Below are 25,852 nucleotides of genomic sequence, written 5' to 3'. Positions count from 1 at the left end.
ACAGATTGTCTGATAAATTGTTAAAGAGCAGTGCAATCAGCGCGTTAGCTTGCTGTTGCGAGGTGGCGTATATTACGCTTTCCTCCTTCAGAGTCAAACACTTTTTTCAGTATTTTTCTCTGGCGGGGTGAATCACTTCACGCCCTGCTGAGTCGTTTGCGTTTCCGCTTTGCCGTCTCAGTGGTTGCGCATTATAGGCAGTTCTTCCGGGCTGACAAGGGCTAATTTCATAAAAAAATACCGTTCGCTGCATTCCACAGCAAAAGCCGTGCTTATACGTAGTTACGCACAAACTTATCCACATTCGTCTTGCAATATGAATTTAGACGAGCAACACGCAAACGTTTTCGCTACAATGCCCCGCGACGTAAGGATGCCCCTTTTTTGGGGCGTTACCTGAAGCAGGTATCTTTTCTCTATATAGAAGAGAGCTAAGCTTGATGTAACGCTCTTATTTATGCGAAACAAAGCCAAGGGATATAACCACCATGCAACAACGTCGTCCTGTACGCCGTGCTCTTCTGAGTGTCTCAGATAAAGCAGGCATCCTCGAATTTGCTCAGGCACTCTCTAACCGTGGTGTTGAGCTGCTCTCCACTGGCGGTACTGCACGCTTGCTGGCTGATGCAGGCCTGCCCGTCACTGAAGTTTCTGACTACACCGGCTTCCCGGAAATGATGGATGGACGCGTCAAGACTCTGCACCCTAAAGTGCATGGCGGTATTCTTGGCCGCCGCGGTCAGGATGATGCCATCATGGCGCAGCACGCTATCAGCCCAATCGACATGGTGGTCGTAAACCTTTATCCATTTGCACAGACTGTGGCTCGTGAAGGGTGCTCACTGGAAGATGCGGTTGAAAATATCGATATCGGTGGCCCAACGATGGTGCGCTCAGCAGCGAAGAACCATAAAGACGTTGCCATTGTCGTGAAGAGCAGCGACTACGAGGCAATTATTGCGGAGCTGGATGCTAACGAAAATTCGTTGACGCTGGAAACCCGTTTCGACCTGGCGATCAAAGCCTTCGAACACACCGCCGCCTATGACAGCATGATTGCTAACTACTTCGGTAGCCTGGTGCCTGCATACCACAGCGAAAGCAAAGAACCTGCTGGTCGCTTCCCACGTACGCTGAACCTGAACTTCATTAAGAAGCAGGATATGCGTTACGGTGAAAACAGCCATCAGGATGCTGCCTTCTATATAGAAGAGAATGTTGCTGAAGCTTCAGTGGCTACTGCACAGCAAGTGCAGGGTAAAGCACTCTCTTACAACAACATCGCAGATACCGATGCTGCGCTTGAGTGCGTGAAAGAGTTCACCCAGCCAGCTTGCGTTATCGTTAAGCATGCCAACCCTTGTGGCGTAGCCGTAGGCGATTCTATTCTGGAAGCTTACGAGCGTGCTTACAAAACCGATCCAACGTCTGCTTTCGGCGGCATTATTGCTTTTAATGAAGAGCTGGACGAAGCCACTGCGCAAGCCATCGTTAGCCGTCAGTTTGTTGAGGTGATCATTGCCCCTTCCGCGAGTGAAGCTGCACTGAAAGTCACTGCAAGCAAACAGAACGTGCGCGTGCTGATTTGCGGCAAATGGCAGAACCGCATCAGCGGTCTGGATTTCAAACGTGTAAATGGCGGCTTGTTAGTACAGGACCGCGATTTGGGCATGGTTGATGCCAGCCAGCTGCGCGTAGTAAGCCAGCGCCAGCCAACCGAGCAGGAACTGCGTGATGCGCTGTTCTGCTGGAAAGTGGCTAAATTCGTGAAGTCCAACGCCATCGTCTATGCCCGTGACAATATGACCATCGGTATAGGTGCAGGCCAGATGAGCCGTGTTTACTCCGCTAAAATTGCAGGTATTAAAGCCGGTGATGAAGGTTTGGAAGTGAAAGGCTCAGCAATGGCTTCCGATGCTTTCTTCCCGTTCCGTGATGGTATTGATGCTGCGGCAGCGGTTGGCGTGACCTGCGTTATTCAGCCAGGTGGTTCTATTCGTGATGAAGAAGTGATCGCGGCTGCAAATGAACACGGCATTGCCATGATCTTCACCGACATGCGCCATTTCCGCCATTAATCCTCTGGAGCCTCTTAAGATGAAAATTTTAGTCATTGGTAATGGTGGACGTGAGCACGCGCTGGCATGGAAAGCAGCACAGTCGCCACTGGCCGATAAAGTCTTTGTTGCGCCGGGTAATGCGGGTACAGCACTGGAACCGGCACTGGAAAACGTTGCAATCAGCGCGACCGATGTTCCAGCACTGTTGGCATTCGCCCAGCGCGAAAATATCGATCTGACCATCGTTGGCCCGGAAGCGCCGCTGGTGATTGGCGTGGTTGATACCTTCCGCGCTGCGGGTCTGAAAATTTTTGGCCCAACTCAGGCAGCAGCCCAGTTGGAAGGCTCCAAAGCCTTCACCAAAGATTTCCTGGCGCGCCAGCAGATCCCAACGGCGGAATACCAGAATTTTACCGAAGTCGAACCTGCGCTGGCCTACCTGCGCGAGAAAGGCGCGCCTATTGTCATTAAAGCGGATGGTCTTGCGGCTGGTAAAGGCGTGATCGTCGCCATGACGTTACAAGAAGCTGAAGATGCCGTGCAGGACATGCTGGCAGGGAATGCGTTTGGTGACGCAGGCCACCGTATTGTTATCGAAGAGTTCCTCGATGGCGAAGAAGCCAGCTTTATTGTTATGGTCGATGGCGACAATGTGCTGCCAATGGCTACCAGCCAGGACCATAAACGCGTAGGTGATGGCGATACCGGCCCAAATACTGGCGGTATGGGTGCTTACTCACCAGCTCCGGTGGTAACCGATGAGATCCATCAGCGCGTCATGGATCAGATCATCTGGCCAACGGTTAACGGCATGAAAGCAGAAGGTAATACCTACACCGGCTTCCTGTATGCCGGTCTGATGATCGATAAGTCAGGCCAGCCTAAGGTGATTGAGTTTAACTGCCGCTTCGGCGATCCAGAAACTCAGCCAATCATGCTGCGTCTGCAGTCCGATCTGGTCGAATTATGCCTGGCGGGTTGTGATGGTACGCTGGATCAAAAAGATTCGCAGTGGGATCCACGTCCTTCACTGGGAGTCGTACTGGCTGCGGGTGGTTATCCTGGTGATTACTCGACGGGTGACGTTATCAATGGTCTGCCTGAAGGTGAATCCGCGGAGGGTAAGGTATTCCATGCCGGCACCAAAATGCAGGATAACAACGTGGTAACCAGCGGTGGTCGCGTGTTGTGCGTAACTGCTCTCGGCGAAGATGTCGCAGCAGCGCAGAAAAATGCCTACGCTCTGGCGCAGAACATTTCATGGCAGGGCAGCTTCTGCCGTCGTGATATTGGCTATCGCGCTATTAACCGCAAGTAATATCACCTGGCCCGGCAATCGCTGGGCCAGTTTCTCTCTTCTGCCCTGACATCATTCATTCTTAGCAAGATCTTCTGCCGTCGGTTGCCAGCTACACTCATCCTGAGCGCTATACCAAATCAATTGTACGCCTTGAGGCGCTTCCAGCCATGCAACCATTAACGGCGTTTGCAACCGAGCCTGCTCCTGCAACACGTAACGGCGATCGCTGTCCGTGAATGCTGGCTTAATGATTTGACCTTCACAGCTCCGGACTTGCCCATCACCGAGCCAGTGCCCCTGTTTTAACCATACCTGACCGTTAAGTAATGCATTGCTCGCCTTTAACAGGCGATCGGCATCAAACTTATAGAGCTCGACACTTTCCGGACTCACCGCTTCGCGCTGCCCAGCAAGTTGGCGCTGCATAAAGCTCAGGGCGCCAGCATGATCAAAACGGAGAGTAACGTCGTCAGGCTGTTTGCCATTTAGTGTTTTGCGTAAGCTGACGAGTTGATTTTCGTGCCAGCTATAATCGGTCACTTCACGACTATCACCGGTAAACGGGGTATAGACGGCGCGCAAATGAATACTTTGGTCGTCATCGTTCAGACGCCAGATACGCACGGTTCCACGATCGGCTAAATATCCGCTGGCGGTGAAAGGAGGTATTTTCGGGTGAGAACTACAGGCCGTGAGTAACAAGGAGAAAAGCAGGGGAAAATAGCGCTGAGTTGCTCGAGTTAGCATAGCAGCCCCTTAAAATACAAAAGGGGCGAAAACCGCCCCCATAAATAACCTAACCCAGCGGGTGGCTTATTTAACAGCGTCTTTCAGGGCTTTACCTGAAACGAATGCTGGTACGTTAGCCGCTGCGATTTTGATCTCTTTACCAGTCTGCGGGTTGCGACCGGTACGCTCAGCGCGGTGGTTCACTTTAAAAGTACCAAAACCAACCAGTTGTACAGCATCACCCTCTTTAAGAGACTCAGTGATCGCAGCCAGAGTTGATTCCAGTGCTGCTTTAGCCTGGGTTTTTGACAGGTCCGCTTTATCCGCGATCACATCAATCAGTTGAGTCTTGTTCATATGTTATCCTTAAAGTGTATTTATCGCTTGCTAAGCAACGAGTGCGAGTGAAACGCCATATTCTGGCACCCTTCAGCCTGCACGCACCGATAGCCACAATTTTCAGCCCCCCAAATGTAGACCAGACAGGGGGCCAATGTGAAGCCTCCAGGCGCGGTAATTCGGGCCTGAAGTCACGTTTTCTCGCCTTACTGGTGGAAATTTATACCGATGTTACTGATTCCATCTTCTCGCAGGTCTGAACGTAACCCTTTAATCAATTCCAGGTCGCGTTCTTCGCACTCTGCGAGCAGGCGGAAAATCTCCCATTGCTGGTCCCATTCGTCGATCACAGCCTGGTTTTCCCGCAGCTCTTCATCGCTCATTTCGCGCCCAGCCTGCGTCATTTCCAGGATTGCGACAGTGGTCACTGACGTCCGGCTGACCTCAATGGCATGTTCCAGGGTTTCACCGCTGAGCTGCGCATGAACTAACTCACTCAATGCGACACAAGCATCAATGGCTGGGTAGACACCGTACACATCAAAATCATCACCATCAGGGATGGCTGACTCCAGCTTCTCAAGCTGGCTATCAAAATTAATCTTGGCATCTTTAACCGTCAGCGATTCCCAGATTAAATCAAGGATGCGGCGATAAAGTGCCGGGTCAGCGAATTCCGTTTGCTGACAAAAAGCCCAGTAATTAGGGAACATGCGCTCGCACAGGCAAGCCATAAAAGTCACATGTTGCCAGCTTTCCAGCTTTGCAAGGCGTAAATGAACAGGGTTTTGTAACATGGCGAATGCTCTTCACTATATTTCTCTGGCGGCAGTGTACCGCAAAGCCTGCGTTAAAGCGCGTGTTGCCAGCGTTGAAATGCAGGACGTTGCGAGGCAACAGCATCTGCCCAGCGGGTAGGTTCCGGAAGACGATAACCTTGGGTGACATTTTGTGTCCAGTAAAGCGCACTATTTTGGCTGACCCGATGCCCCGTCGAGATAAACAAAGGGTTGCAGCGGGCTTTGCTGCGCCACACCCAGCCAATCTGTTCGCCTTTATCATGCAGTGGAACACAGGCCCCGACTGTTGACTCAAGCTCATCGCAGCGGCCACATAGCCGCTTTTTAGCGACACCAATCGTGGGCACATCCACCATCAAGCCAAAATGCGCTGCAACACCGAGCCGGCGTGGATGTGCAATGCCATGACCATCCACAAACAGGAGGTCGGGCTTCTGCTGTAGCTGAGACCATGCGGCTAATAATGCGGGATATTCACGGAAGGAAAGAAAGCCAGGGATGTATGGCAGGGTGGTGGCAATACGTGCCACCTGATACTCAACCAGCCGCAGCGAGGGATATTCTAAAATAACCAACGCTGCACGTGTAATTTCGCCGCCCTGCTCGAAACCGACATCAGCCCCACCGATCCAGCGTGGGGGCAGGACGTCAAAGTCATCTTCCCGTACTACCTGAGCAGCGCAACGCATCTGCTCAGCTCGCAAGGCAGCGATATCCACCACGTTTATGCCTGATGATAAGGCTTAGACAAACGATGCACGGCCTCAATGAACACACCGGCATTTTCCGGCGGCACATCAAGGTGAATACCGTGTCCGAGGTTGAATACATGCCCTTCCCCGCTGCCGAAGCCAGCAAGAATAGTGGCAACCTCTTCTTCGATGCGCGCCGGTGGAGCATACAACATTGAAGGGTCCATGTTGCCTTGCAGCGCCACACGGTGGCCCACGCGACGGCGAGCATCGGCGATATCCGTCGTCCAGTCCAGGCCTAATGCATCACAGCCGGTATCCGCCATCGCTTCCAGCCACTGCCCGCCACCTTTAGTGAACAGCGTAACCGGTACACGGCGACCGTCATTTTCATGCAACAAGCTGTCGACGATTTTATGCATGTAGTACAGCGAAAATTCGCGGTAATCACGGCCTGACAGCACGCCGCCCCAGGTATCAAAAATCATGACTGACTGTGCGCCAGCACGGATTTGGGCATTGAGGTACAGAATGACGCTGTCAGCCAGTTTATCCAGCAGCGCATGCAGCGTTGCGGGTTCAGCAAACATCATCTTTTTGATTTTCGTGAACGCTTTGCTGCTGCCGCCTTCAACCATGTAGGTGGCCAAAGTCCACGGGCTACCGGAGAAACCAATCAGTGGCACTTCGCCTTTCAGATTACGGCGGATCGTGCGCACGGCATTCATCACATAGCCCAGTTCCTGCTCAGGATCGGGGACCGGGAGGCGGTCAACATCGGCGCGGCAAGTAATTGGGCGCTCGAAGCGTGGGCCTTCACCCGTTTCAAAATAGAGTCCCAGCCCCATGGCATCGGGGACGGTGAGAATATCACTGAAGAGGATTGCCGCATCCAGTGGGAAGCGGCGCAGCGGTTGCAGCGTCACCTCACAGGCCAGTTCAGCATTTTTGCACAGCGACATAAAATCACCGGCTTCAGCGCGGGTGGCTTTGTATTCCGGTAAATAGCGGCCTGCTTGTCGCATCATCCATACTGGGGTGGTATCCACCGGCTGACGTAACAGGGCACGCAGATAACGATCGTTCTTCAGTTCACTCATTTTTGGGCTCTCTCTGTCTCAGACGCGCAGTGTAGCATTTTCATGAACTCTCGGCGCGGCAGATGGCGACAGTATCTTCAATCAATCGGCGAGCAACCGTGCCTGGCGGTGGTAGCTGAGGGAGTTGATCAAAGCGATACCAGCCCGCATCCTGTAGCTCTTTACCATCAATTTTGAGATCGCCGCCGGCATATTCAGCCATAAACGCCGTCATCAGTGATTGAGGGAACGGCCAGGGCTGAGAGGTAACATAGCGCACGTTTTTTACCTGCACATTGCTCTCTTCCATCACTTCGCGCGCCACCGCTTGTTCCAGCGTCTCACCCACCTCGACAAAGCCGGCCAGCACGGTATAAACATTGTTACGATGGTTAGTGTGATTGGCTAACAGGATTTCATCCCCACGCCGGATAGCCACAATCACACAAGGTGCGATCTGTGGGTAATAGCGTTCACGACAGTGACTACACAGGCAGGCAAACTCACGCTTACTATGGTGCATTTCATGACCACAGTAGCCACACCAGCGATGCGAACGATAAAACTCCGCCAGCTGCACCCCACGGCCCGCCAACTGAAACAGTTTCACATCTTCATTGATCAGCTGACGTGCTGAAGCCATATTGTCAGGGCGGGATTCACACACCAGCCATACCGTTTCGCCTTGCCACTCGCCGATAGGCATGCCAAGACTTCCCACTAAATTGAATGCACTTGCAGGCCCCTGCGGCAGCTCACCATGCGGCAGCCAAAGTTTGTTTTCCTGGCTGACAACCCACCATCCAGCGTCTACGCTTGAGATCTCACGTTGCATATAAATCGTCATCCTTATGCGTCGTATGTTGACGCTGAAGTCCTGATGTTAGTGTGTAAATCACTATACCCTAATTATTTTGGGTTGCAGGCAAGCAGATAGCACTGCGCCAGCACTCTGCAATGATCGGGAAAATAAACAATCCGGAGCCTCTAATGCTTAACCAGTTAAATGACCTGACCGATCGCGTAGGTGGCAGTAACGAACTGGTCGATGCGTGGCTGGAAGCCCGCCGCCAGTTACTGGTGTCGTACTATCATCTTGTCGGTATTAAACCCAATAAAGAGTCCTTAACGGCGCTGGATGAACAAGCGCTGGATAGCTTCTGTCACGGGCTGGTGGATTACCTCTCAGCGGGCCACTTCAGTGTTTATGAGCGCATCATCAGTGAGATGCAAGGCGACAGCCCATTGATTGCTGCTGCGCAAATTTATCCTCAGCTGGAACGCAACACCGAACATTTGATGCAGCTGTATGACGGTCATCTGCAGCAGTCGATTACTGATGATAACTGCATGACTTTTCAGCAGGCACTTTCAGAAGTGGGAGAAGTACTGGAAGCCCGCTTTACGCTGGAAGATAAGCTCGTGCAGTTGGCCTGGGATAATCAGTTGGCAAGTGCCCCGGTTGCCAATGCAAACGATATGGCACGCCCAGCTTAAAAAACAGCAAATGTAAAATGCTTGTTATTATTAAAAAGGCCTTTTATGCTGAAGGGGCTTTGCAGTATCAACGCGAAGTCGTTCAGCGCTAAGGCCTGAGCGTTTTATCTTGTCGGAGTGCCCCCCGGGGCTGAGACCGTTAATTCGGGATCCGCGGAACCTGATCAGGCTAATACCTGCGAAGGGAACAAGAGTAAAATTCATCAGTGCAGCGGCACTTTATCGCCTGCTGTTGCTGTTACTCCTTCCGGACTCCGGACAAGCAAACTTCCCTTTTAGATGGAAATTGCTATGTCTGTATCGAAAACAAACCGCCGTGAACAGCGCGCCCAGGCGCAAGAATTTATCGACTCACTCAAAGGCGGATCGGCCTTCCCTAACTCTAAACGTATCTGGATCACCGGTAGCCAGCCTGATATTCGCGTGCCTATGCGTGAGATTCAGCTCAGCCCGACACTGGTCGGCGGCAGTAAAAGTGAGCCTCAGTTTGAAGATAACGAGGCAGTGCCGGTGTATGACACCGCGGGGCCTTATGGCGATCCTGATGCGCAGATTGATGTCCATCGTGGACTGCATAAGCTGCGCGCACGCTGGATAACACAGCGTGATGACAGTGAAACTCTCGAGCAGATCAGCTCGGTCTACACGCAACAACGCTTAGCCGATGATGGCTTAGACCATTTGCGGTTTGAACATCTGCCACAGCCTCGCCGGGCAAAAGCCGGACGCTGCGTGACACAGCTTCATTACGCTCGCCTCGGCATCGTCACCCCGGAGATGGAATATATTGCGCTGCGTGAAAATATGGGTCGCGAACGGATTCGTGGTGAAGTGCTGCTGCAACAGCATCCGGGTCACAGCTTCGGTGCGCATCTCCCCGAGAATATCACTGCTGAGTTCGTGCGTGAGGAAGTGGCCGCCGGACGTGCAATTATCCCCGCCAACATTAACCATCCCGAATCTGAGCCCATGATTATTGGTCGCAATTTCCTGGTTAAGGTCAACGCTAACATCGGAAACTCTGCCGTCACGTCTTCCATTGAAGAAGAGGTAGAAAAGCTGGTGTGGTCAACCCGTTGGGGCGCGGATACCGTGATGGACCTTTCAACCGGTCGCTACATCCATGAAACCCGAGAGTGGATCTTGCGTAACAGCCCCGTTCCTATTGGTACAGTGCCGATTTATCAGGCGCTGGAAAAGGTCAACGGCGTAGCGGAAGATCTTAACTGGGAAGTGTTCCGCGATACTCTGCTGGAACAGGCTGAACAGGGCGTCGATTACTTTACTATTCATGCCGGAGTCCTGCTGCGCTATGTGCCAATGACCGCCAAACGTCTGACTGGTATTGTTTCTCGTGGCGGCTCAATTATGGCGAAGTGGTGCCTTTCACATCATAAAGAGAGTTTCCTCTATCAGCATTTCCGCGAAATTTGTGAAATCTGCGCGGCGTATGATGTTTCGCTATCACTGGGTGATGGCCTGCGTCCTGGATCCATTCAGGATGCCAATGACGAAGCACAGTTTGCCGAGCTGCATACGCTTGGAGAGCTGACAAAGATTGCCTGGGAGTATGATGTTCAGGTGATGATCGAGGGGCCGGGACATGTGCCGATGCAGATGATCCGCCGCAATATGACGGAACAACTTGAGCATTGCCATGAGGCGCCGTTCTATACCCTTGGCCCGTTAACCACTGACATAGCCCCTGGCTACGATCACTTCACCTCAGGAATTGGTGCCGCCATGATCGGCTGGTTTGGTTGTGCCATGCTGTGTTACGTCACCCCGAAAGAACATCTGGGTTTACCGAATAAAGAGGATGTGAAGCAAGGGCTGATCACCTATAAAATTGCCGCCCACGCCGCCGATTTGGCGAAAGGCCATCCGGGCGCGCAAATTCGTGATAACGCGATGTCCAAAGCGCGTTTTGAATTCCGTTGGGAAGATCAGTTTAATCTGGCACTCGACCCGCACACTGCCCGCGCCTATCATGACGAAACACTGCCGCAAGAATCTGGCAAAGTGGCACATTTCTGCTCTATGTGTGGACCCAAATTCTGCTCAATGAAGATTACGCAGGAAGTCCGTGAATATGCAGCGCAGCAGGAAGCTGCGGCAAAACCTATCGAAATTGGCATGGCAAGGATGTCCGATGCGTTTCGCAGTCGCGGCAGCGAGCTGTATCACCCAGCCGATGCCCTAAACGAGGAATAAGTATGAGTGCCCCTTTTCCCTCCACCGCACCAGTCCTGGGACTGTATCCGGTTGTGGACAGCGTTGAATGGATCGCCCGCCTGCTAGAAGCTGGCGTACGCACGATCCAGCTACGCGTGAAAGATCGTCAGGATGAGGATGTCGAACCGGCGATCCGGGAAGCCATCGCATTGGGCAAACAGTATCAGGCACGGCTGTTTATCAATGACTACTGGCAGCTCGCGGTGCGCCACCAGGCTTATGGTGTCCATCTGGGGCAGGAAGATCTCGACGTGGCAGATCTGGATGCGATCCGCGCTGCGGGGCTGCGTTTAGGGATTTCGACCCATGACGATGCCGAGCTGGACCGCGCGCTAGCGATCCAGCCATCCTACATTGCACTGGGCCATATCTTCCCGACCCAGACCAAAGATATGCCATCGGAACCGCAAGGCCTGGTGGAACTTAAGCGCCACCTGTCACGGCTGCAACATATTCCGACCGTTGCCATCGGCGGTATTTCTATCGCGCGTGCGCCAGAAGTGCTGGCCACAGGCGTAGGAAGCATTGCGGTAGTGAGTGCGATTACTCAGGCTGAAGACTGGCGTGCCGCCACGGCCACCCTGCTGGCACTGGCTGAACCAGAGAATCAGGAACCTGTCGCACAGGGGTGATGTAATTGTTGCACTGGCGCACAAGTTAGCTGGAAACCACTACGCACCTCGTGAATCAACAGCTAGTGCGTAGTCGGTGATCAACTTAATGTTGCTGGCGTCAGGCAACTCCGCGTCTGACCAGGGCTGATAGCTTCTCCTTTTCGGCCCTGCCTTTCTCGCTATGCAGCACAGGAGGCTATTGCTCGCTCCACAGCCGCTCCCACCAAAGCCACAGCCTGCTCAGTTCGCGCATCGAGAGGGAATGTAAAGTTAAGCCGCAGACAGTTGCGGTATTTTCCTGAAGCAGAGAACAGAGAACCTACCACCACTTGTATCCCTGAAGCTCGCAGCTCACGGTTGAGTAATACCGCATCAAATGCCTCTGGCAACTCAATCCACATTAAAAATCCGCCCTGCGGACGCGATACGCAAATACCACAGGGAAAATAGTGCCGCACCCAGCAGCTGAAGGTTTCATAGTTACGCTGATAAATTTGCCGCATCCGGCGGAGATGGGGCTGGTAATAGCCCTGACGGATAAACTCAGCCACGGCATATTGTGTTTGCGTCACGGTCGATCCGGTCACGATGTATTTCATATGAATGACCCGATCGCGATAGCGACCCGGTGCGACCCAACCTACGCGTAAACCGGGGGCCAGGGTTTTTGATACCGAACTGCACAGCAATACCCGTCCATCGACATCCAGTGATTTAATGCTCACGGGGCGCGGGTATTCCCATGCGAGTTCGGCATAGACGTCATCTTCAATAATCGCCGCATCAAAGCGCTGCACCAGCGCCAGCAGCGCCCGCTTGCGTGCTTCCGGCATGATAAAGCCCATGGGATTGTTGCAGTTGGGTACCACAATCACGGCCTTTATCGGCCACTGATCAAAGGCCAGCTCCAGTGCTTCGATACTCATGCCCGTCACCGCATCGGTGGGGATCTCGATGGCGCGGATACCGAAACCACGCAGCGCCTGCATAATGCCGTGAAATGAAGGCGACTCAACGGCAATGATATCGCCTGGTTCGCACACCGCACGGATAGCCACGGAGATCGCCTCGTGGCAACCGTTGGTTATCACAATATCATCCGGTCCAAGCTGGCAGCCGCTATCAATGGCAATACGCGCCACCTGCTCACGCAACGGCAGGCACCCGACAATGCTGTCATAAGCCAGTATGCGTGGATCCTGCTTCTGCGCCTGTCGGCTCAGGATCTTCCAGAGTGGTTTTAACGTTGGCTGGGTCAGATCTGGCGAACCATTTCCCAATAACAGCATGTCGGTTTCCATCCGCCCGCTGAGTAAATCCAGCACTTCATCCCATTGTGAAATTTCGACGGGGCGCTGTACCGGTTTTGAAAGCGCAGGAACCGGTGGCACGGCTTTGCGGCTGGCAACAAAATAGCCCGAGCGCGGTTGTGAATGGATGAGCTGTTTCTCTTCTAACAGGTAATACGCCTGCTGGACTGTACTGATGCTGACGCCGTGCTCTTCACTGAGGCTACGAATAGAAGGCAAACGCTCGCCGCTCCGATACAGCCCCTGCTCTATACGCTGCGCCAGCAGCGTAGCCAGATGTTGATAACGTGTCATTGCATGCCCTCGTAAGCCGTACTCCTTGATTCAACCAGTACAGATGGCGACAAAAATCACCATTCAGACTGTTTTATCACCGGTCTGTACTGGTTGTAAAAGCTGATTTTTGTATCTGTATCCTTTTCGGTCAAAGACGCACACTGGAGTCCGGGTAAAACATTGAGGTCATCGCCATGGAATTTGATCAAAACCGCTCTGGTAAGCCATCCTCGGTTACGCCACTAACCGTAATTCGCGCGCTGCTAACTGCATTTAAGCAATGGCGTGCGCGGCGAGAAACTGCCGCTATTTTGTCGCAGCTCAACGATCAGCAGCTGAAAGATATTGGTATGTCACGCAGTGATGTTGAACGCTGGCGCTGAATCGCAGCCATAAAAAAACCCTGCCGAGGCAGGGTTTTTTATTAGTAAGGCTGACGATTAATCGTCGTTGCCGCCAAGACCGGCGTTCAGCAACTCAGCCAGGCTCGCAGAGGCTTCATCCGCAGTCACCTGCGGTGCAACCGGTGCTTCGCCCGCAGAGCGGCGACGCATACGATCCTGGTGGTAAGCATAACCAGTACCCGCTGGGATCAGACGACCTACGATTACGTTCTCTTTCAGGCCGCGCAGTTCATCGCGCTTACCTGCTACTGCAGCTTCGGTCAGGACACGAGTGGTCTCCTGGAACGATGCAGCAGAGATGAACGATTCGGTTGCCAGTGACGCTTTGGTGATACCCAGCAGATCGCGCATAAACGTTGCGCCAACTTTGCCGTTCGCTTCAAGTTCACGGTTAGAGATCTTGATGCGGGAGTATTCAGCCTGCTCACCTTCCAGGAAGTCTGTACCACCTGCGCTAACGATGGTTGCTTTACGCAGCATCTGACGCACGATGACTTCGATGTGTTTATCGTTAATCTTAACGCCTTGCAGACGGTAAACTTCCTGCACTTCGTTAGTGATGTAACGTGTAACCGCATGGACGCCACGCAGACGCAGGATGTCGTGTGGAGACTCTGGGCCGTCAGAAACAACGTCACCACGTTCTACACGTTCACCTTCGAATACGTTCAGCTGACGCCATTTCGGAATCATCTCTTCGTACGGATCGCTACCATCAACTGGGGTGATTACCAGACGACGCTTGCCTTTGGTCTCTTTACCGAAGGAGATAATACCGCTGATCTCCGCCAGGATTGCTGGCTCTTTCGGACGACGCGCTTCGAACAGGTCAGCAACGCGTGGCAGACCACCGGTGATGTCCTTGGTACCGCCAGATTCCTGCGGAACACGTGACAAGGTGTCACCAGCACTGATCTTAACGCCATCTTCCAGTTGAACAATCGCTTTGCCCGGCAGGAAGTACTGTGCTGGCATGTCGGTACCTGGGATCAGAACATCGTTCCCGTTAGCATCAACAATTTTCAGCGCAGGACGCAGATCTTTAGCACCTGCAGTACGTTCTGCAGAGTCCAGTACCACCAGAGATGACAGACCGGTAAGGTCATCAGTCTGACGGGTAATGGTCTGACCGTCGATCATGTCAGTGAAGCGAATGAAACCGCCCACTTCGGTGATAACTGGCATGGTGTGTGGATCCCAGTTTGCTACGGTTTCGCCCGCTGCAACCTGCTCGCCATCACCTTTAGCCATCACCGCACCGTAAGGAACTTTATAGCTCTCTTTGGTACGACCGAATTCGTCGATCATTTTCAGCTCAACGTTACGAGAGACGATAACCAGTTTCCCGGAGGAGTTGGTTACAGACTTCGCGTTGGTCAGCTTGATGGTACCTTTGTTCTTCACCTGAATGCTGGATTCAGCAGCCGCACGAGATGCCGCACCACCGATGTGGAACGTACGCATCGTCAGCTGTGTACCCGGCTCACCGATGGACTGTGCTGCGATAACGCCGATGGCCTCACCTTTGTTGATGATGTGACCACGAGCCAGGTCGCGACCGTAGCAGTGTGCACATACGCCGAAGTCGGTTTCACAACCTACAACAGAACGTACTTTAATCGCATCAACAGAGTTCACTTCGACAACATCACACCAGTGCTCATCGATCAGCGTGTTACGCGGGATCAGGATGTCAGCAGTACCTGGCTTCAGCACGTCTTCAGCCGTTACACGACCCAGTACACGCTCACGCAGTGGCTCTTTAACGTCGCCACCTTCGATGACCGGAGTCATCATGATGCCTTCGAATGTGCCACAGTCGTCTTCGGTAACCACCAGGTCCTGCGCAACGTCTACCAGACGACGCGTCAGATAACCGGAGTTAGCGGTTTTCAGTGCGGTATCCGCAAGACCTTTACGCGCACCGTGCGTCGAGATGAAGTACTGGAGTACGTTCAGACCTTCGCGGAAGTTCGCGGTGATTGGCGTTTCGATGATTGAGCCATCTGGCTTAGCCATCAGACCACGCATACCTGCCAGCTGACGAATCTGAGCTGCAGAACCACGTGCACCGGAGTCGGCCATCATGTAGATGCTGTTGAACGACACCTGCTGCTCTTCTTCACCGTGACGGTTGATCACAGTTTCAGTTTGCAGGTTGTCCATCATCGCTTTGGAAACGCGTTCGTTCGCTGCGGCCCAGATATCGATGACTTTGTTGTAACGTTCGCCAGCAGTTACCAGACCAGACTGGAACTGTTCCTGAATCTCAGCAACTTCAGCTTCCGCTTCGTTGATGATTTCCGCTTTCTTAGCCGGGATAACCATGTCGTCGATACCTACAGAGGCACCTGAACGGGCTGCGTAAGCAAAGCCGGTGTACATGGTCTGGTCAGCAAAGATAACGGTCGGCTTCAGGCCCAGGATGCGGTAACAGGTGTTCAGCATCTTGGAGATAGCTTTCTTACCTAACGCCTGGTTGACGATAGAGTAAGGCAGACCTTTCGGTACGATCATCCACAGAATCGAACGACCAATGGTGGTGTCGATTAAGCTGGTTTTCGCAACGAACTCATCTTGTTCATTTTTGCTGTATTCAGTAATACGCACTTTAACGCGTGCATGCAGCTCGGCCAGGCCAGCGCGATACACACGCTCAGCTTCTTTCGGGCCGGTCAGTACCATGCCTTCGCCGCGCGCGTTTACTTTGTCACGGGTCATGTAGTACAGACCCAGTACAACGTCCTGAGAAGGAACGATGATTGGCTCGCCGTTCGCAGGTGACAGGATGTTGTTGGTAGACATCATCAGCGCACGCGCTTCCAGCTGAGCTTCCAGCGTCAGCGGTACGTGAACTGCCATCTGGTCACCATCGAAGTCGGCGTTATATGCCGCACAAACCAGCGGGTGCAGCTGGATCGCTTTACCTTCGATCAGAACAGGTTCGAATGCCTGAATACCCAAACGGTGCAGGGTTGGTGCACGGTTCAGCAGTACTGGGTGTTCGCGGATAACTTCATCCAGGATATCCCAAACGACAGCTTCTTCACGCTCAACCATTTTCTTAGCAGCTTTGATGGTGGTCGCGAGGCCACGCAGTTCCAGCTTGCCGTAGATGAACGGTTTGAACAGCTCCAGTGCCATTTTCTTCGGCAGACCACACTGATGCAGACGCAGGTATGGACCTACGGTGATTACAGAACGGCCAGAGTAGTCAACACGTTTACCCAACAGGTTCTGACGGAAACGACCCTGCTTACCTTTGATCATGTCGGCCAAAGATTTCAGAGGACGTTTGTTAGAGCCAGTGATGGCACGACCGCGACGGCCGTTATCCAGCAAGGCATCTACCGCTTCCTGCAGCATACGTTTTTCGTTACGTACGATGATATCTGGCGCAGCCAGATCGAGCAGACGCTTCAGACGGTTGTTACGGTTGATAACGCGACGATACAGATCGTTCAGATCCGACGTTGCGAAACGACCACCATCCAGCGGTACCAGCGGACGCAGATCTGGCGGCAGAACCGGCAGAACGGTCAGGATCATCCACTCTGGCTTGTTACCAGACTGTACGAACGCTTCCAGCAGCTTGATACGCTTGGTCAGCTTTTTACGTTTGGTCTCGGAGTTGGTTTCGTTCAGCTCTTCACGCAGCTGCTCGCACTCTTGCTCCAGATCCATGTTTTTCAGCAGCGCCTGGATAGCTTCCGCACCCATCTTCGCGTCGAATTCGTCACCGAACTCTTCCAGCGCGTCAAGGTACTGCTCTTCGGTCAGAATCTGACGTTTTTCCAGGTTGGTCATACCGCCTTCGATCACAACATAAGATTCGAAGTACAGTACGCGCTCGATATCACGCAGTGGCATATCCAGCAGCAAGCCGATACGCGAAGGCAGTGATTTCAGGAACCAAATGTGCGCAGTTGGAGAAGCCAGTTCAATGTGGCCCATGCGCTCACGGCGAACCTTGGTCTGTGTAACTTCAACGCCACACTTCTCACAGATCACACCGCGATGTTTCAAACGCTTGTACTTACCGCACAGGCATTCGTAATCTTTTACCGGCCCAAAGATACGGGCGCAGAACAGACCGTCACGCTCCGGTTTGAAGGTACGGTAGTTAATGGTTTCTGGCTTTTTAACTTCACCAAAAGACCATGAACGGATCATGTCTGGCGAGGCCAGAGCAATTTTGATCGCATCAAACTCTTCGGTCTTAGTTTGCGCTTTCAGAAACTTAAGTAAGTCTTTCACGGATTAGCTCCCGTCGGAGTGGAACTCTCAGGGACGCACACCTTAAGTGCGCGTCCCGTAACCAGTACTTGCGAGTACTTACTCGTCTTCCAGCTCGATGTTGATACCCAGCGAGCGGATCTCTTTCAACAATACGTTGAAGGATTCCGGCATGCCTGGTTCCATCTGATGGTTGCCATCGACGATGTTTTTATACATCTTCGTACGGCCATTCACGTCATCAGACTTAACAGTCAGCATTTCCTGCAGGGTATATGCAGCACCGTATGCTTCCAGTGCCCACACTTCCATCTCACCGAAGCGCTGACCACCGAACTGCGCCTTACCACCCAGCGGCTGCTGAGTAACGAGGCTGTAAGAGCCGGTAGAACGTGCGTGCATTTTGTCGTCAACCAGGTGGTTCAGTTTCAGCATGTACATGTAACCTACGGTTACCTGACGCTCGAACTGCTCACCGGTACGGCCGTCGAACAGGGTGATCTGACCAGAAGAAGGCAGGCCGCCGAGCTGCAGCAGCTCTTTGATTTCGCTCTCTTTCGCACCATCGAACACTGGCGTTGCGATTGGCATACCTTTTTTCAGGTTCTCAGCCAGACGCAGAACTTCATCGTCAGTGAAGGTGTTCAGATCAACTTTCTGACGCACATCAGTGCCCAGATCGTAAGCACGCTGGATGAACTCACGCAGTTTGGCAACTTCTTCCTGCTTCTTCAGCATCGCGTTGATCTTCTCACCGATGCCTTTAGCTGCCATCCCCAGGTGGGTTTCCAGAATCTGACCGATGTTCATACGTGACGGTACGCCCAGCGGGTTCAGTACGATGTCGACCGGCGTACCGTTCTCATCGTAAGGCATATCTTCGATCGGGTTGATCTTAGAGATAACACCTTTGTTACCGTGACGACCTGCCATCTTGTCACCAGGCTGGATCTGACGTTTAACGGCCAGATACACTTTAACGATCTTCAGCACGCCAGGTGCCAGGTCGTCGCCTTGGGTGATCTTACGACGCTTAGCTTCGAGTTTTTTCTCAAACTCGTGCTTCAGTTCGTCGTACTGCTCGGCCAGCTGCTCCAGCTGGTTTTGCTTCTCTTCGTCGGTCAGACCCAGCTCCAGCCAGCGCTCGCGTGGCAGCTTATCCAGCTTGTCCGCTTCTACGCCACCAGAGATCAGTGCTGCCTTGATACGGTTGAACAGGCCCGCTTCGAGGATCTGCAGTTCTTCAGACAGGTCTTTCTTAGCCTGCTTCAGCTGCATCTCTTCGATTTCCAGCGCGCGCTTGTCTTTTTCTACGCCATCACGGGTGAAGACCTGTACGTCGATAACCGTACCGGAAACACCGTTTGGAACGCGCAGAGAAGAGTCTTTAACGTCAGACGCTTTCTCACCGAAGATCGCACGCAGCAGCTTCTCTTCTGGGGTCAGCTGGGTTTCACCTTTTGGTGTTACCTTACCAACCAGAATGTCGCCACCGGTCACTTCCGCACCGATATACACGATACCGGATTCATCCAGTTTGGAGAGTGCAGCTTCACCTACGTTCGGGATATCTGCAGTGATCTCTTCTGGCCCCAGCTTGGTGTCACGAGACACACATGCCAGTTCCTGGATGTGGATAGTGGTGAAACGATCTTCCTGAACTACACGCTCTGATACGAGGATGGAGTCTTCGAAGTTGTAACCGTTCCATGGCATGAATGCCACGCGCATGTTCTGACCCAACGCCAGTTCACCGAGGTCGGTAGACGGGCCATCAGCCAGCACATCACCACGTTCAACTGGCTCACCCAGAGATACGCAAGGCATCTGGTTGATACAGGTGTTCTGGTTAGAACGGGTGTATTTGGTCAGGTTATAGATGTCGATACCCGCTTCGCCCGGATACATCTCATCTTCGTTAACTTTGATAACGATACGAGAAGCATCAACGTACTGAACGGTACCGCCACGTTTCGCTACAGCAGTAACACCGGAGTCAACCGCTACTGCACGTTCCATACCAGTACCTACCAGCGGCTTATCAGCGCGCAGGGTTGGTACTGCCTGACGTTGCATGTTCGCACCCATCAAGGCGCGGTTAGCATCATCGTGTTCCAGGAACGGGATCAGGGACGCACCGACAGAAACGACCTGTTGGGTCGAAACGTCCATGTAGTCAACCTGGTCGCGGCTGAACAGGCTTGACTCACCTTTGCTACGGCAGGTGACGAGATCGTCAACAAAGCTACCATCTTCAGCAAGGTTGGTGTTCGCCTGAGCGATAACGTAGTTACCCTCTTCAATTGCAGAGAGGTAATGAATTTCGTCACTCACTTTACCGTCAACAACGCGACGATACGGAGTCTCAAGGAAGCCGTATTCGTTAGTCTGCGCGTAAACAGAAAGGGAGTTGATCAGACCGATGTTCGGACCTTCAGGCGTTTCGATTGGGCATACACGACCGTAGTGGGTTGGGTGTACGTCTCGCACTTCGAAGCCTGCGCGTTCACGGGTCAGACCGCCTGGGCCCAGAGCAGAGATACGACGCTTGTGCGTGATCTCAGACAACGGGTTGTTCTGGTCCATAAACTGTGACAGCTGGCTAGAACCGAAGAACTCTTTCACCGCCGCCGAAATTGGCTTAGCGTTGATCATGTCCTGTGGCATCAGCGTATCGAGGTCGCCCAGAGACAGACGCTCTTTAACTGCACGCTCAACACGTACCAGGCCAACACGGAACTGGTTCTCAGCCATCTCACCGACTGAACGGATACGACGGTTGCCGAGGTGGTCGATATCATCGACTTCGCCAATACCGTTACGAATGCCGATCAGCTTCTTCATCACCTGGATGATGTCATCTTTGCTCAGGATGCCTGAACCTTCGATTTCATCACGCAGCAGTGAACGGTTGAACTTCATGCGGCCAACCGCAGAGAGATCGTAACGATCTTCTGAGAAGAACAGGTTCTCGAACAGGTTTTCTGCTGCTTCACGCGTTGGTGGCTCACCAGGACGCATCATACGGTAGATCTCAACCAGCGCGCTCAGGCGATCGTTGGTTGGGTCAACACGCAGGGTCTCTGAAATGTATGGGCCGTGATCCAAATCGTTGGTGAACAGCGTTTCGATGCGCTTGTGGCCAGACTGGCTCAGTTTAGCCAGTACATCCAGTGACAGCTCCATGTTCGCAGGAACAATCAGCTCACCGGTGTTTTCATCGATGTAATCTTTGGACACCACTTTACCGGCGATATATTCAACCGGCACTTCGATATGCTGGATACCATCTTTTTCCAGCTGGCGAATGTGGCGCGCAGTAATACGACGACCTTTCTCAACGTAGACGTTGCCGTTGGCTTCGATATCGAAGCTCGCGGTTTCACCACGCAGGCGCTCAGGCACCAGTTCCATCTGCAGCTTGTTATCGCGGATTTCATACACGACTTTATCAAAGAACAGATCGAGGATTTGTTCAGTGGTGTAGTTCAGCGCGCGCAGGATGATACTGGCCGGCAGCTTACGGCGACGGTCAATACGGACGAACAGGTTGTCTTTTGGATCGAACTCGAAGTCGAGCCATGAACCACGGTAAGGGATGATGCGTGCGTTATACAGCACTTTACCGGAAGAGTGCGTTTTACCCTTATCGCTATCAAAGAACACGCCAGGACTACGGTGCAGCTGAGAAACGATAACACGCTCAGTACCATTGATTACAAAGGTACCGTTGTCGGTCATGAGTGGAATTTCACCCATGTAGACTTCTTGTTCTTTAATGTCTTTAACGGTGCCTTCTGGCGCTTCGCGCTCATAGATCACCAGACGCAGTTTCACGCGCAGCGGTGCCGAGTAGGTCACGCCACGGATCTGACATTCTGTCACGTCAAAGACAGGCTCACCCAAACGGTAGCTGACATACTGCAGCTCTGAGCTGCCGCTGTAGCTTGAGATCGGGAATACGGAACGGAAGGCTGCTTCCAGACCGTACTGGCCTTCTGGATCTTGCTCGATAAACTTCTGGAACGAGTCAAGCTGGATAGAAAGGAGATAAGGTATGTCCAGAACTTGTGGACGTTTACCAAAATCCTTACGAATACGTTTTTTCTCGGTATAGGAGTAAACCATAGGGTTCCTCAGCTAGCTGACATGTCGAACCACGCTGTCCGTCCTGAAAAGGACAGTTCATGCAACACTATTTTGTTTTTCATGCGATGCGGTGCACCCCATGCAATACGTCTTTCTATCACTCTTAAATCATTTCATCACCGTTGCCAGGCAGGGAACCTTAGCAGGACAGCGATATATTAAGGCGTCGATAGAAAAAAATATTGAGGAGAAACAATGGACAAACAGTGCGAAACGCCATCGTTCCCCTGTAGCGCAAAAAGGCTGGTGACCAAAAAGTCACCAGCCTCAGCCCGATGTTACTCAGGCTGCAACCCTAAGGTTGTCTTACTTAACTTCAACTTCAGCGCCAGCTTCTTTCAGCAGTGCTTCCAGAGCAGCTGCGTCATCTTTGCTGATGCCTTCTTTGATAACACCGGTAGCTTCAACCAGGTCTTTAGCTTCTTTCAAGCCCAGACCAGTTGCAGTACGAACTGCTTTGATTACTGCTACTTTGTTCGCGCCAGCTGCTTTCAGCACAACGTCGAACTCAGTTTTTTCTTCAGCAGCTTCAGCCGGGCCTGCAGCAACAGCTACAGCAGCAGCAGCAGAAACACCGAATTTTTCTTCCATAGCAGAAACCAGCTCAACTACTTCCATTACGGACATAGCTGCTACTGCTTCCAGAATTTGATCTTTAGTGATAGACATTACAATAGTTCCTAAGAATCAGTGAAAATTTATACGTTAGCAAGTACGAAGGAAAAGAATTTGGCCTTAAGCCGCTTCTTTTGCATCGCGAACAGCAGCCAGAGTGCGGACCAGTTTGCCGGCAGCGGCTTCTTTCATGGTCGACATCAGACGTGCCAGTGCTTCTTCGTAAGTCGGCAGAGTTGCCAGACGGTCAATATTGGCCGCCGTGATCAGCTCACCTTCAAAGGCTGCAGCTTTGACCTCGAATTTTGCATTCGCTTTCGCGAACTCTTTGAACAGACGAGCAGCAGCGCCCGGGTGTTCCATAGAGTATGCAATCAGGGTCGGACCAACAAACGTGTCTTTCAGGATCTCAAACTGAGTTCCTTCAACGACGCGGCGCAGCAGGGTGTTACGAACAACACGCATGTAAACGCCAGCTTCACGACCTGCTTTACGCAGTTCGGTCATTTTATCAACGGTAACGCCACGGGAATCCGCAACAACCGCTGAAAGCGCGCCTTTGGCTACTTCGCTGACTTCAGCAACAATCGCTTGTTTGTCTTGAAGATTTAATGCCATTAGCTTTTGCTCCTGGATTTTTGACCGGAGAAGGATTTCTCCGAACTCACTTCACTTAATCCCGCCGAAACGGGATAAGCGCTGAAACACGGTGAGCAGAATCCAGCTAAGAAAATATTCTTTTTGGTTCTGTCACCGTCTACGCAGGGGATTAAGCGTTGTGCCCGAAAGCACTCAGCTCCTGCGGTCTTGGACGGAGGCCAGGATATGGCCTGGCTCCAACCTAAATTCTTTAAGCGTTTCTGCCTAAGCAGAACAATGGGCGAAAATTCTAGATGAATTTTTCACCCATTTCAAGCAGCAATTAGTTTGCTGCTGCGCTCAGACCAGCCTGGTCAACGGCAACGCCGGCGCCCATGGTGGTAGAGATGCTAACTTTCTTGATGTACACGCCTTTCGCCTGTGAAGGTTTAGCTTTTTTCAGCGCAACCAGCAGAGATTCCAGGTTTTCTTTCAGTTTGTCAGCATCGAAGTCCACTTTACCGATGGTAGTGTGGATGATACCGTTTTTGTCGTTACGATAACGAACCTGACCTGCTTTAGCGTTTTTCACTGCTTCAGCAACGTTAGGAGTTACAGTACCAACTTTCGGGTTTGGCATCAGGCCACGTGGACCCAGAACCTGGCCCAACTGGCCAACAACGCGCATTGCATCTGGAGATGCGATAACAACGTCAAAGTTCATTTCGCCTTTTTTGATCTGGTCAGCCAGATCTTCCATACCTACCAGCTCAGCGCCAGCTGCTTTAGCAGCTTCTGCGTTTGCGCCTTGGGTAAATACAGCTACACGTACTGAACGACCAGTACCGTGTGGCAGAACGGTCGCACCACGAACGTTCTGATCAGATTTACGTGCGTCGATGCCGAGGTTAACAGCAACGTCAACGCTTTCAACGAACTTAGCAGTTGCCAGTTCTTTCAGCAGAGCAATAGCTTCGATGATGTCGTACTGCTTGGTCGCATCAACTTTGTCACGGATTACGCTCATGCGCTTGGTCAGCTTAGCCATTTCTTAATCCTCTACTACCAGGCCCATGGAACGTGCAGTACCTTCGATAGAGCGAGTCATCGCTTCTACGTCAGAACCAGTCATGTCCGCAGCTTTGGTTTCTGCGATTTCACGTACCTGAGCACGAGTTACTTTACCGACTTTGTCTTTGTTCGGCTTACCAGAACCAGACTTGATGCCCGCTGCTTTTTTCAGCAGTACGGCAGCCGGAGGCGTTTTGGTAACGAAGGTGAAAGAACGGTCGCTGTATACAGTGATAACAACTGGAGTAGGCAGGCCTTTTTCCAGAGATTCTGTTTTGGCGTTGAACGCTTTACAGAATTCCATGATGTTAACACCCTGCTGACCCAGAGCTGGACCAACCGGTGGACTTGGGTTTGCCATACCAGCTGCAACCTGCAGCTTAACGTAGGCTTGTACTTTCTTAGCCATGATATTTCCTCAAATGGGTTATAGCGCCTGATAACCAGGCTCCCCGTGATAATCATTCACACGCTGTTGCCAGCGCATAAAAACAAAAGGCGCGAAATTATAGGTAAATTTCGCGCCTTCCGCAAGAGCTAAAAAGTGAACAAAAGGATTAACCTTTCTCCACCTGAGCAAAGTCGAGTTCGACGGGTGTTGCACGACCAAAGATAGAAACAGATACCTTCAGGCGGCTTTTTTCGTAGTCAACTTCTTCCACAACGCCGTTAAAGTCGGCAAACGGACCATCGCTGACGCGAACCATTTCACCCGGCTCAAACAGTGTTTTCGGACGCGGCTTATCACCAACCTGCTGCAGGCGGTTCATGATCGCATCGACTTCTTTATCGCTGATTGGAGCAGGACGATCGGAAGTACCACCGATGAAGCCCATCACGCGTGGAACGCTACGCACCAGGTGCCAGCTAGCGTCGTTCATCACCATCTGGACTAATACATAGCCAGGGAAGAACTTACGTTCGCTTTTACGACGCTGGCCACCACGGATTTCAACCACTTCTTCGGTTGGAACCATGACTTCACCAAACAGTTCTTCCATGTTGTGCAGCTTGATATGCTCGTGCAGCGACTTTGCTACGCGAGCTTCAAAACCGGAAAACGCCTGCACGACGTACCAGCGTTTTTTTGGAGCTTCAGACATCTCAGAACCTCAGGCCAGTAATAAACGATACCAGACGGACCAGAATACCATCCAGCCCCCACAAAATCAGTGACATCACGGCGGTAACCGCGGCAACGATTAACGTGGTATGCAGAGTTTCCTGGCGATTCGGCCAGATGACCTTGCGCATTTCGGTTCTTGCTTCACGCGCAAATGCCACGGTTGCTTTGCCTTTCGTCGTCAGCAATGCGATGCCACCTGCCGCCGCAATAATCACCACAACAATCAGAGCGCGCAGCGCTAACATCATGTCACGGAAGTAATAATTGCCTACAATAGCGACAACCAGCAGTACTGCAACAACCAGCCATTTGACTGCTTCCAGGCCGCGTCCGCTTCCTTGAGCTTCGGTATTCGCACTCATAAACCAACCTGCCACAATAATTCAGAAACTATTTTGCCCCGCATGGCGAGGCATCCAAACCGAATGTGCTTTTGGGCATAACTCGGTATCCGACGCCGTAAACCAGAGCCTGTCTCAGCAATGATTATGACCTAAAATCACTGATGAGCCAGGTTCTATGTGACAGCGTGCAAAAAGGGCATCAAATGATGCCCTTTCCATGTGCATTGCGTCAATTGTTATCGTAATTAAGCGATAACTGAAGCAACAACACCTGCACCAACGGTACGGCCGCCTTCGCGGATTGCGAAGCGCAGACCCTGGTCCATCGCGATTGGGTGGATCAAGGTAACAACCATTTTGATGTTGTCGCCTGGCATTACCATCTCAACGCCTTCTG

22 protein-coding genes and 1 riboswitch are annotated in these 25,852 nt (G+C 52.2%); of the genes, 6 read left to right on the top strand and 16 right to left on the bottom strand.

Annotated elements, in window-relative coordinates; all coding sequences use genetic code 11:
• Window positions 1-488: 488 nt before the first annotated feature.
• Together purH and purD are read left to right on the top strand one after the other, a co-directional pair.
• Window positions 489-2,078: a bifunctional phosphoribosylaminoimidazolecarboxamide formyltransferase/IMP cyclohydrolase gene (purH, locus tag F3J40_RS24375; protein WP_167018715.1), complete on the top strand. Its 1,590-nt coding sequence runs from the start codon at window positions 489-491 to the stop codon at window positions 2,076-2,078.
• Between the two features lie 19 nt (window positions 2,079-2,097).
• Window positions 2,098-3,378 (top strand): phosphoribosylamine--glycine ligase, encoded by a 1,281-nt coding sequence (gene purD, locus F3J40_RS24370; protein ID WP_167018713.1) that lies wholly within the window; start codon window positions 2,098-2,100, stop codon window positions 3,376-3,378.
• Between the two features lie 51 nt (window positions 3,379-3,429).
• On the opposite strand, the gene F3J40_RS24365 is transcribed toward purD, so the two are convergent.
• The 6 genes from F3J40_RS24365 to nudC form a co-directional block, all read right to left on the bottom strand.
• Window positions 3,430-4,107 (bottom strand): DUF1481 domain-containing protein, encoded by a 678-nt coding sequence (locus tag F3J40_RS24365; protein ID WP_167018711.1) that lies wholly within the window; start codon window positions 4,105-4,107, stop codon window positions 3,430-3,432.
• Window positions 4,108-4,173: 66 nt separating this feature from the next.
• Window positions 4,174-4,446, bottom strand: coding sequence for a nucleoid-associated protein HU-alpha (gene hupA, locus F3J40_RS24360; protein WP_002438605.1), 273 nt, complete (start codon window positions 4,444-4,446; stop codon window positions 4,174-4,176).
• 188 nt (window positions 4,447-4,634) lie between these two features.
• Window positions 4,635-5,225 carry a YjaG family protein gene (locus tag F3J40_RS24355; protein ID WP_167018709.1) on the bottom strand — a complete coding sequence of 197 codons (591 nt, stop codon included), beginning with the start codon at window positions 5,223-5,225 and terminating at the stop codon, window positions 4,635-4,637.
• A gap of 53 nt (window positions 5,226-5,278) precedes the next feature.
• Window positions 5,279-5,947, bottom strand: coding sequence for a deoxyribonuclease V (nfi, locus tag F3J40_RS24350; RefSeq protein ID WP_017350075.1), 669 nt, complete (start codon window positions 5,945-5,947; stop codon window positions 5,279-5,281).
• A gap of 5 nt (window positions 5,948-5,952) precedes the next feature.
• Window positions 5,953-7,020, bottom strand: coding sequence for a uroporphyrinogen decarboxylase (gene hemE / locus F3J40_RS24345; protein WP_167018707.1), 1,068 nt, complete (start codon window positions 7,018-7,020; stop codon window positions 5,953-5,955).
• Window positions 7,021-7,060: 40 nt separating this feature from the next.
• Window positions 7,061-7,834, bottom strand: coding sequence for an NAD(+) diphosphatase (nudC, locus tag F3J40_RS24340; RefSeq protein WP_167018705.1), 774 nt, complete (start codon window positions 7,832-7,834; stop codon window positions 7,061-7,063).
• Window positions 7,835-7,989: 155 nt separating this feature from the next.
• On the opposite strand from nudC, the gene F3J40_RS24335 reads away from it, so the two are divergent.
• From F3J40_RS24335 to thiE, 3 genes are all read left to right on the top strand, one after another.
• The gene (locus tag F3J40_RS24335) at window positions 7,990-8,496 is read left to right on the top strand and encodes an Rsd/AlgQ family anti-sigma factor (RefSeq protein WP_026042892.1); all 507 of its coding nucleotides are present in this window, start codon (window positions 7,990-7,992) and stop codon (window positions 8,494-8,496) included.
• A gap of 103 nt (window positions 8,497-8,599) precedes the next feature.
• Window positions 8,600-8,700, top strand: a riboswitch (TPP riboswitch).
• A gap of 87 nt (window positions 8,701-8,787) precedes the next feature.
• Window positions 8,788-10,710 carry a phosphomethylpyrimidine synthase ThiC gene (gene thiC, locus F3J40_RS24330; RefSeq protein WP_167018703.1) on the top strand — a complete coding sequence of 641 codons (1,923 nt, stop codon included), beginning with the start codon at window positions 8,788-8,790 and terminating at the stop codon, window positions 10,708-10,710.
• Window positions 10,711-10,712: 2 nt separating this feature from the next.
• On the top strand, window positions 10,713-11,363 hold the full coding sequence (gene thiE / locus F3J40_RS24325; RefSeq protein ID WP_017350070.1) for a thiamine phosphate synthase: 651 nt from the start codon (window positions 10,713-10,715) through the stop codon (window positions 11,361-11,363).
• A 161-nt stretch (window positions 11,364-11,524) separates the two neighbouring features.
• On the opposite strand, the gene F3J40_RS24320 is transcribed toward thiE, so the two are convergent.
• Complete coding sequence (locus tag F3J40_RS24320) at window positions 11,525-12,949, bottom strand: aminotransferase-like domain-containing protein (RefSeq protein ID WP_167018701.1); 1,425 nt, start codon at window positions 12,947-12,949, stop codon at window positions 11,525-11,527.
• A gap of 176 nt (window positions 12,950-13,125) precedes the next feature.
• Between F3J40_RS24320 and F3J40_RS24315 the strand changes: the two genes are divergently transcribed.
• Complete coding sequence (locus tag F3J40_RS24315; RefSeq protein ID WP_167018699.1) at window positions 13,126-13,314, top strand: DUF1127 domain-containing protein; 189 nt, start codon at window positions 13,126-13,128, stop codon at window positions 13,312-13,314.
• A gap of 57 nt (window positions 13,315-13,371) precedes the next feature.
• Here F3J40_RS24315 and rpoC read toward each other — a convergent pair whose 3' ends face one another.
• The 9 genes from rpoC to F3J40_RS24270 all read right to left on the bottom strand — a co-directional run.
• Entirely contained in the window at window positions 13,372-17,592 is a 4,221-nt protein-coding gene (gene rpoC, locus F3J40_RS24310) for a DNA-directed RNA polymerase subunit beta' (RefSeq protein WP_167018697.1), read from the bottom strand.
• 78 nt (window positions 17,593-17,670) lie between these two features.
• Window positions 17,671-21,699: a DNA-directed RNA polymerase subunit beta gene (gene rpoB / locus F3J40_RS24305; RefSeq protein WP_167018695.1), complete on the bottom strand. Its 4,029-nt coding sequence runs from the start codon at window positions 21,697-21,699 to the stop codon at window positions 17,671-17,673.
• Between the two features lie 327 nt (window positions 21,700-22,026).
• Window positions 22,027-22,389, bottom strand: coding sequence for a 50S ribosomal protein L7/L12 (gene rplL, locus F3J40_RS24300; RefSeq protein ID WP_026042891.1), 363 nt, complete (start codon window positions 22,387-22,389; stop codon window positions 22,027-22,029).
• 66 nt (window positions 22,390-22,455) lie between these two features.
• Window positions 22,456-22,953 (bottom strand): 50S ribosomal protein L10, encoded by a 498-nt coding sequence (rplJ, locus tag F3J40_RS24295; protein WP_017350064.1) that lies wholly within the window; start codon window positions 22,951-22,953, stop codon window positions 22,456-22,458.
• Between the two features lie 304 nt (window positions 22,954-23,257).
• The gene (gene rplA, locus F3J40_RS24290) at window positions 23,258-23,962 is read right to left on the bottom strand and encodes a 50S ribosomal protein L1 (protein ID WP_167018692.1); all 705 of its coding nucleotides are present in this window, start codon (window positions 23,960-23,962) and stop codon (window positions 23,258-23,260) included.
• A gap of 3 nt (window positions 23,963-23,965) precedes the next feature.
• Entirely contained in the window at window positions 23,966-24,394 is a 429-nt protein-coding gene (rplK, locus tag F3J40_RS24285; protein ID WP_008108393.1) for a 50S ribosomal protein L11, read from the bottom strand.
• A gap of 148 nt (window positions 24,395-24,542) precedes the next feature.
• On the bottom strand, window positions 24,543-25,088 hold the full coding sequence (gene nusG / locus F3J40_RS24280; protein WP_007886300.1) for a transcription termination/antitermination protein NusG: 546 nt from the start codon (window positions 25,086-25,088) through the stop codon (window positions 24,543-24,545).
• A gap of 1 nt (window position 25,089) precedes the next feature.
• Window positions 25,090-25,473 (bottom strand): preprotein translocase subunit SecE, encoded by a 384-nt coding sequence (gene secE, locus F3J40_RS24275; protein ID WP_017350062.1) that lies wholly within the window; start codon window positions 25,471-25,473, stop codon window positions 25,090-25,092.
• Between the two features lie 227 nt (window positions 25,474-25,700).
• Window positions 25,701-25,852 (bottom strand): EF-Tu C-terminal domain-related protein (locus F3J40_RS24270; RefSeq protein WP_084798772.1); only part of this gene is annotated, 152 nt, incomplete at its 5' end.

It is taken from the genome of Candidatus Pantoea multigeneris, assembly GCF_011752615.1.
GTDB lineage: Bacteria > Pseudomonadota > Gammaproteobacteria > Enterobacterales > Enterobacteriaceae > Pantoea > Pantoea multigeneris.
This window is presented reverse-complemented; position numbering and strand designations above follow the sequence as displayed.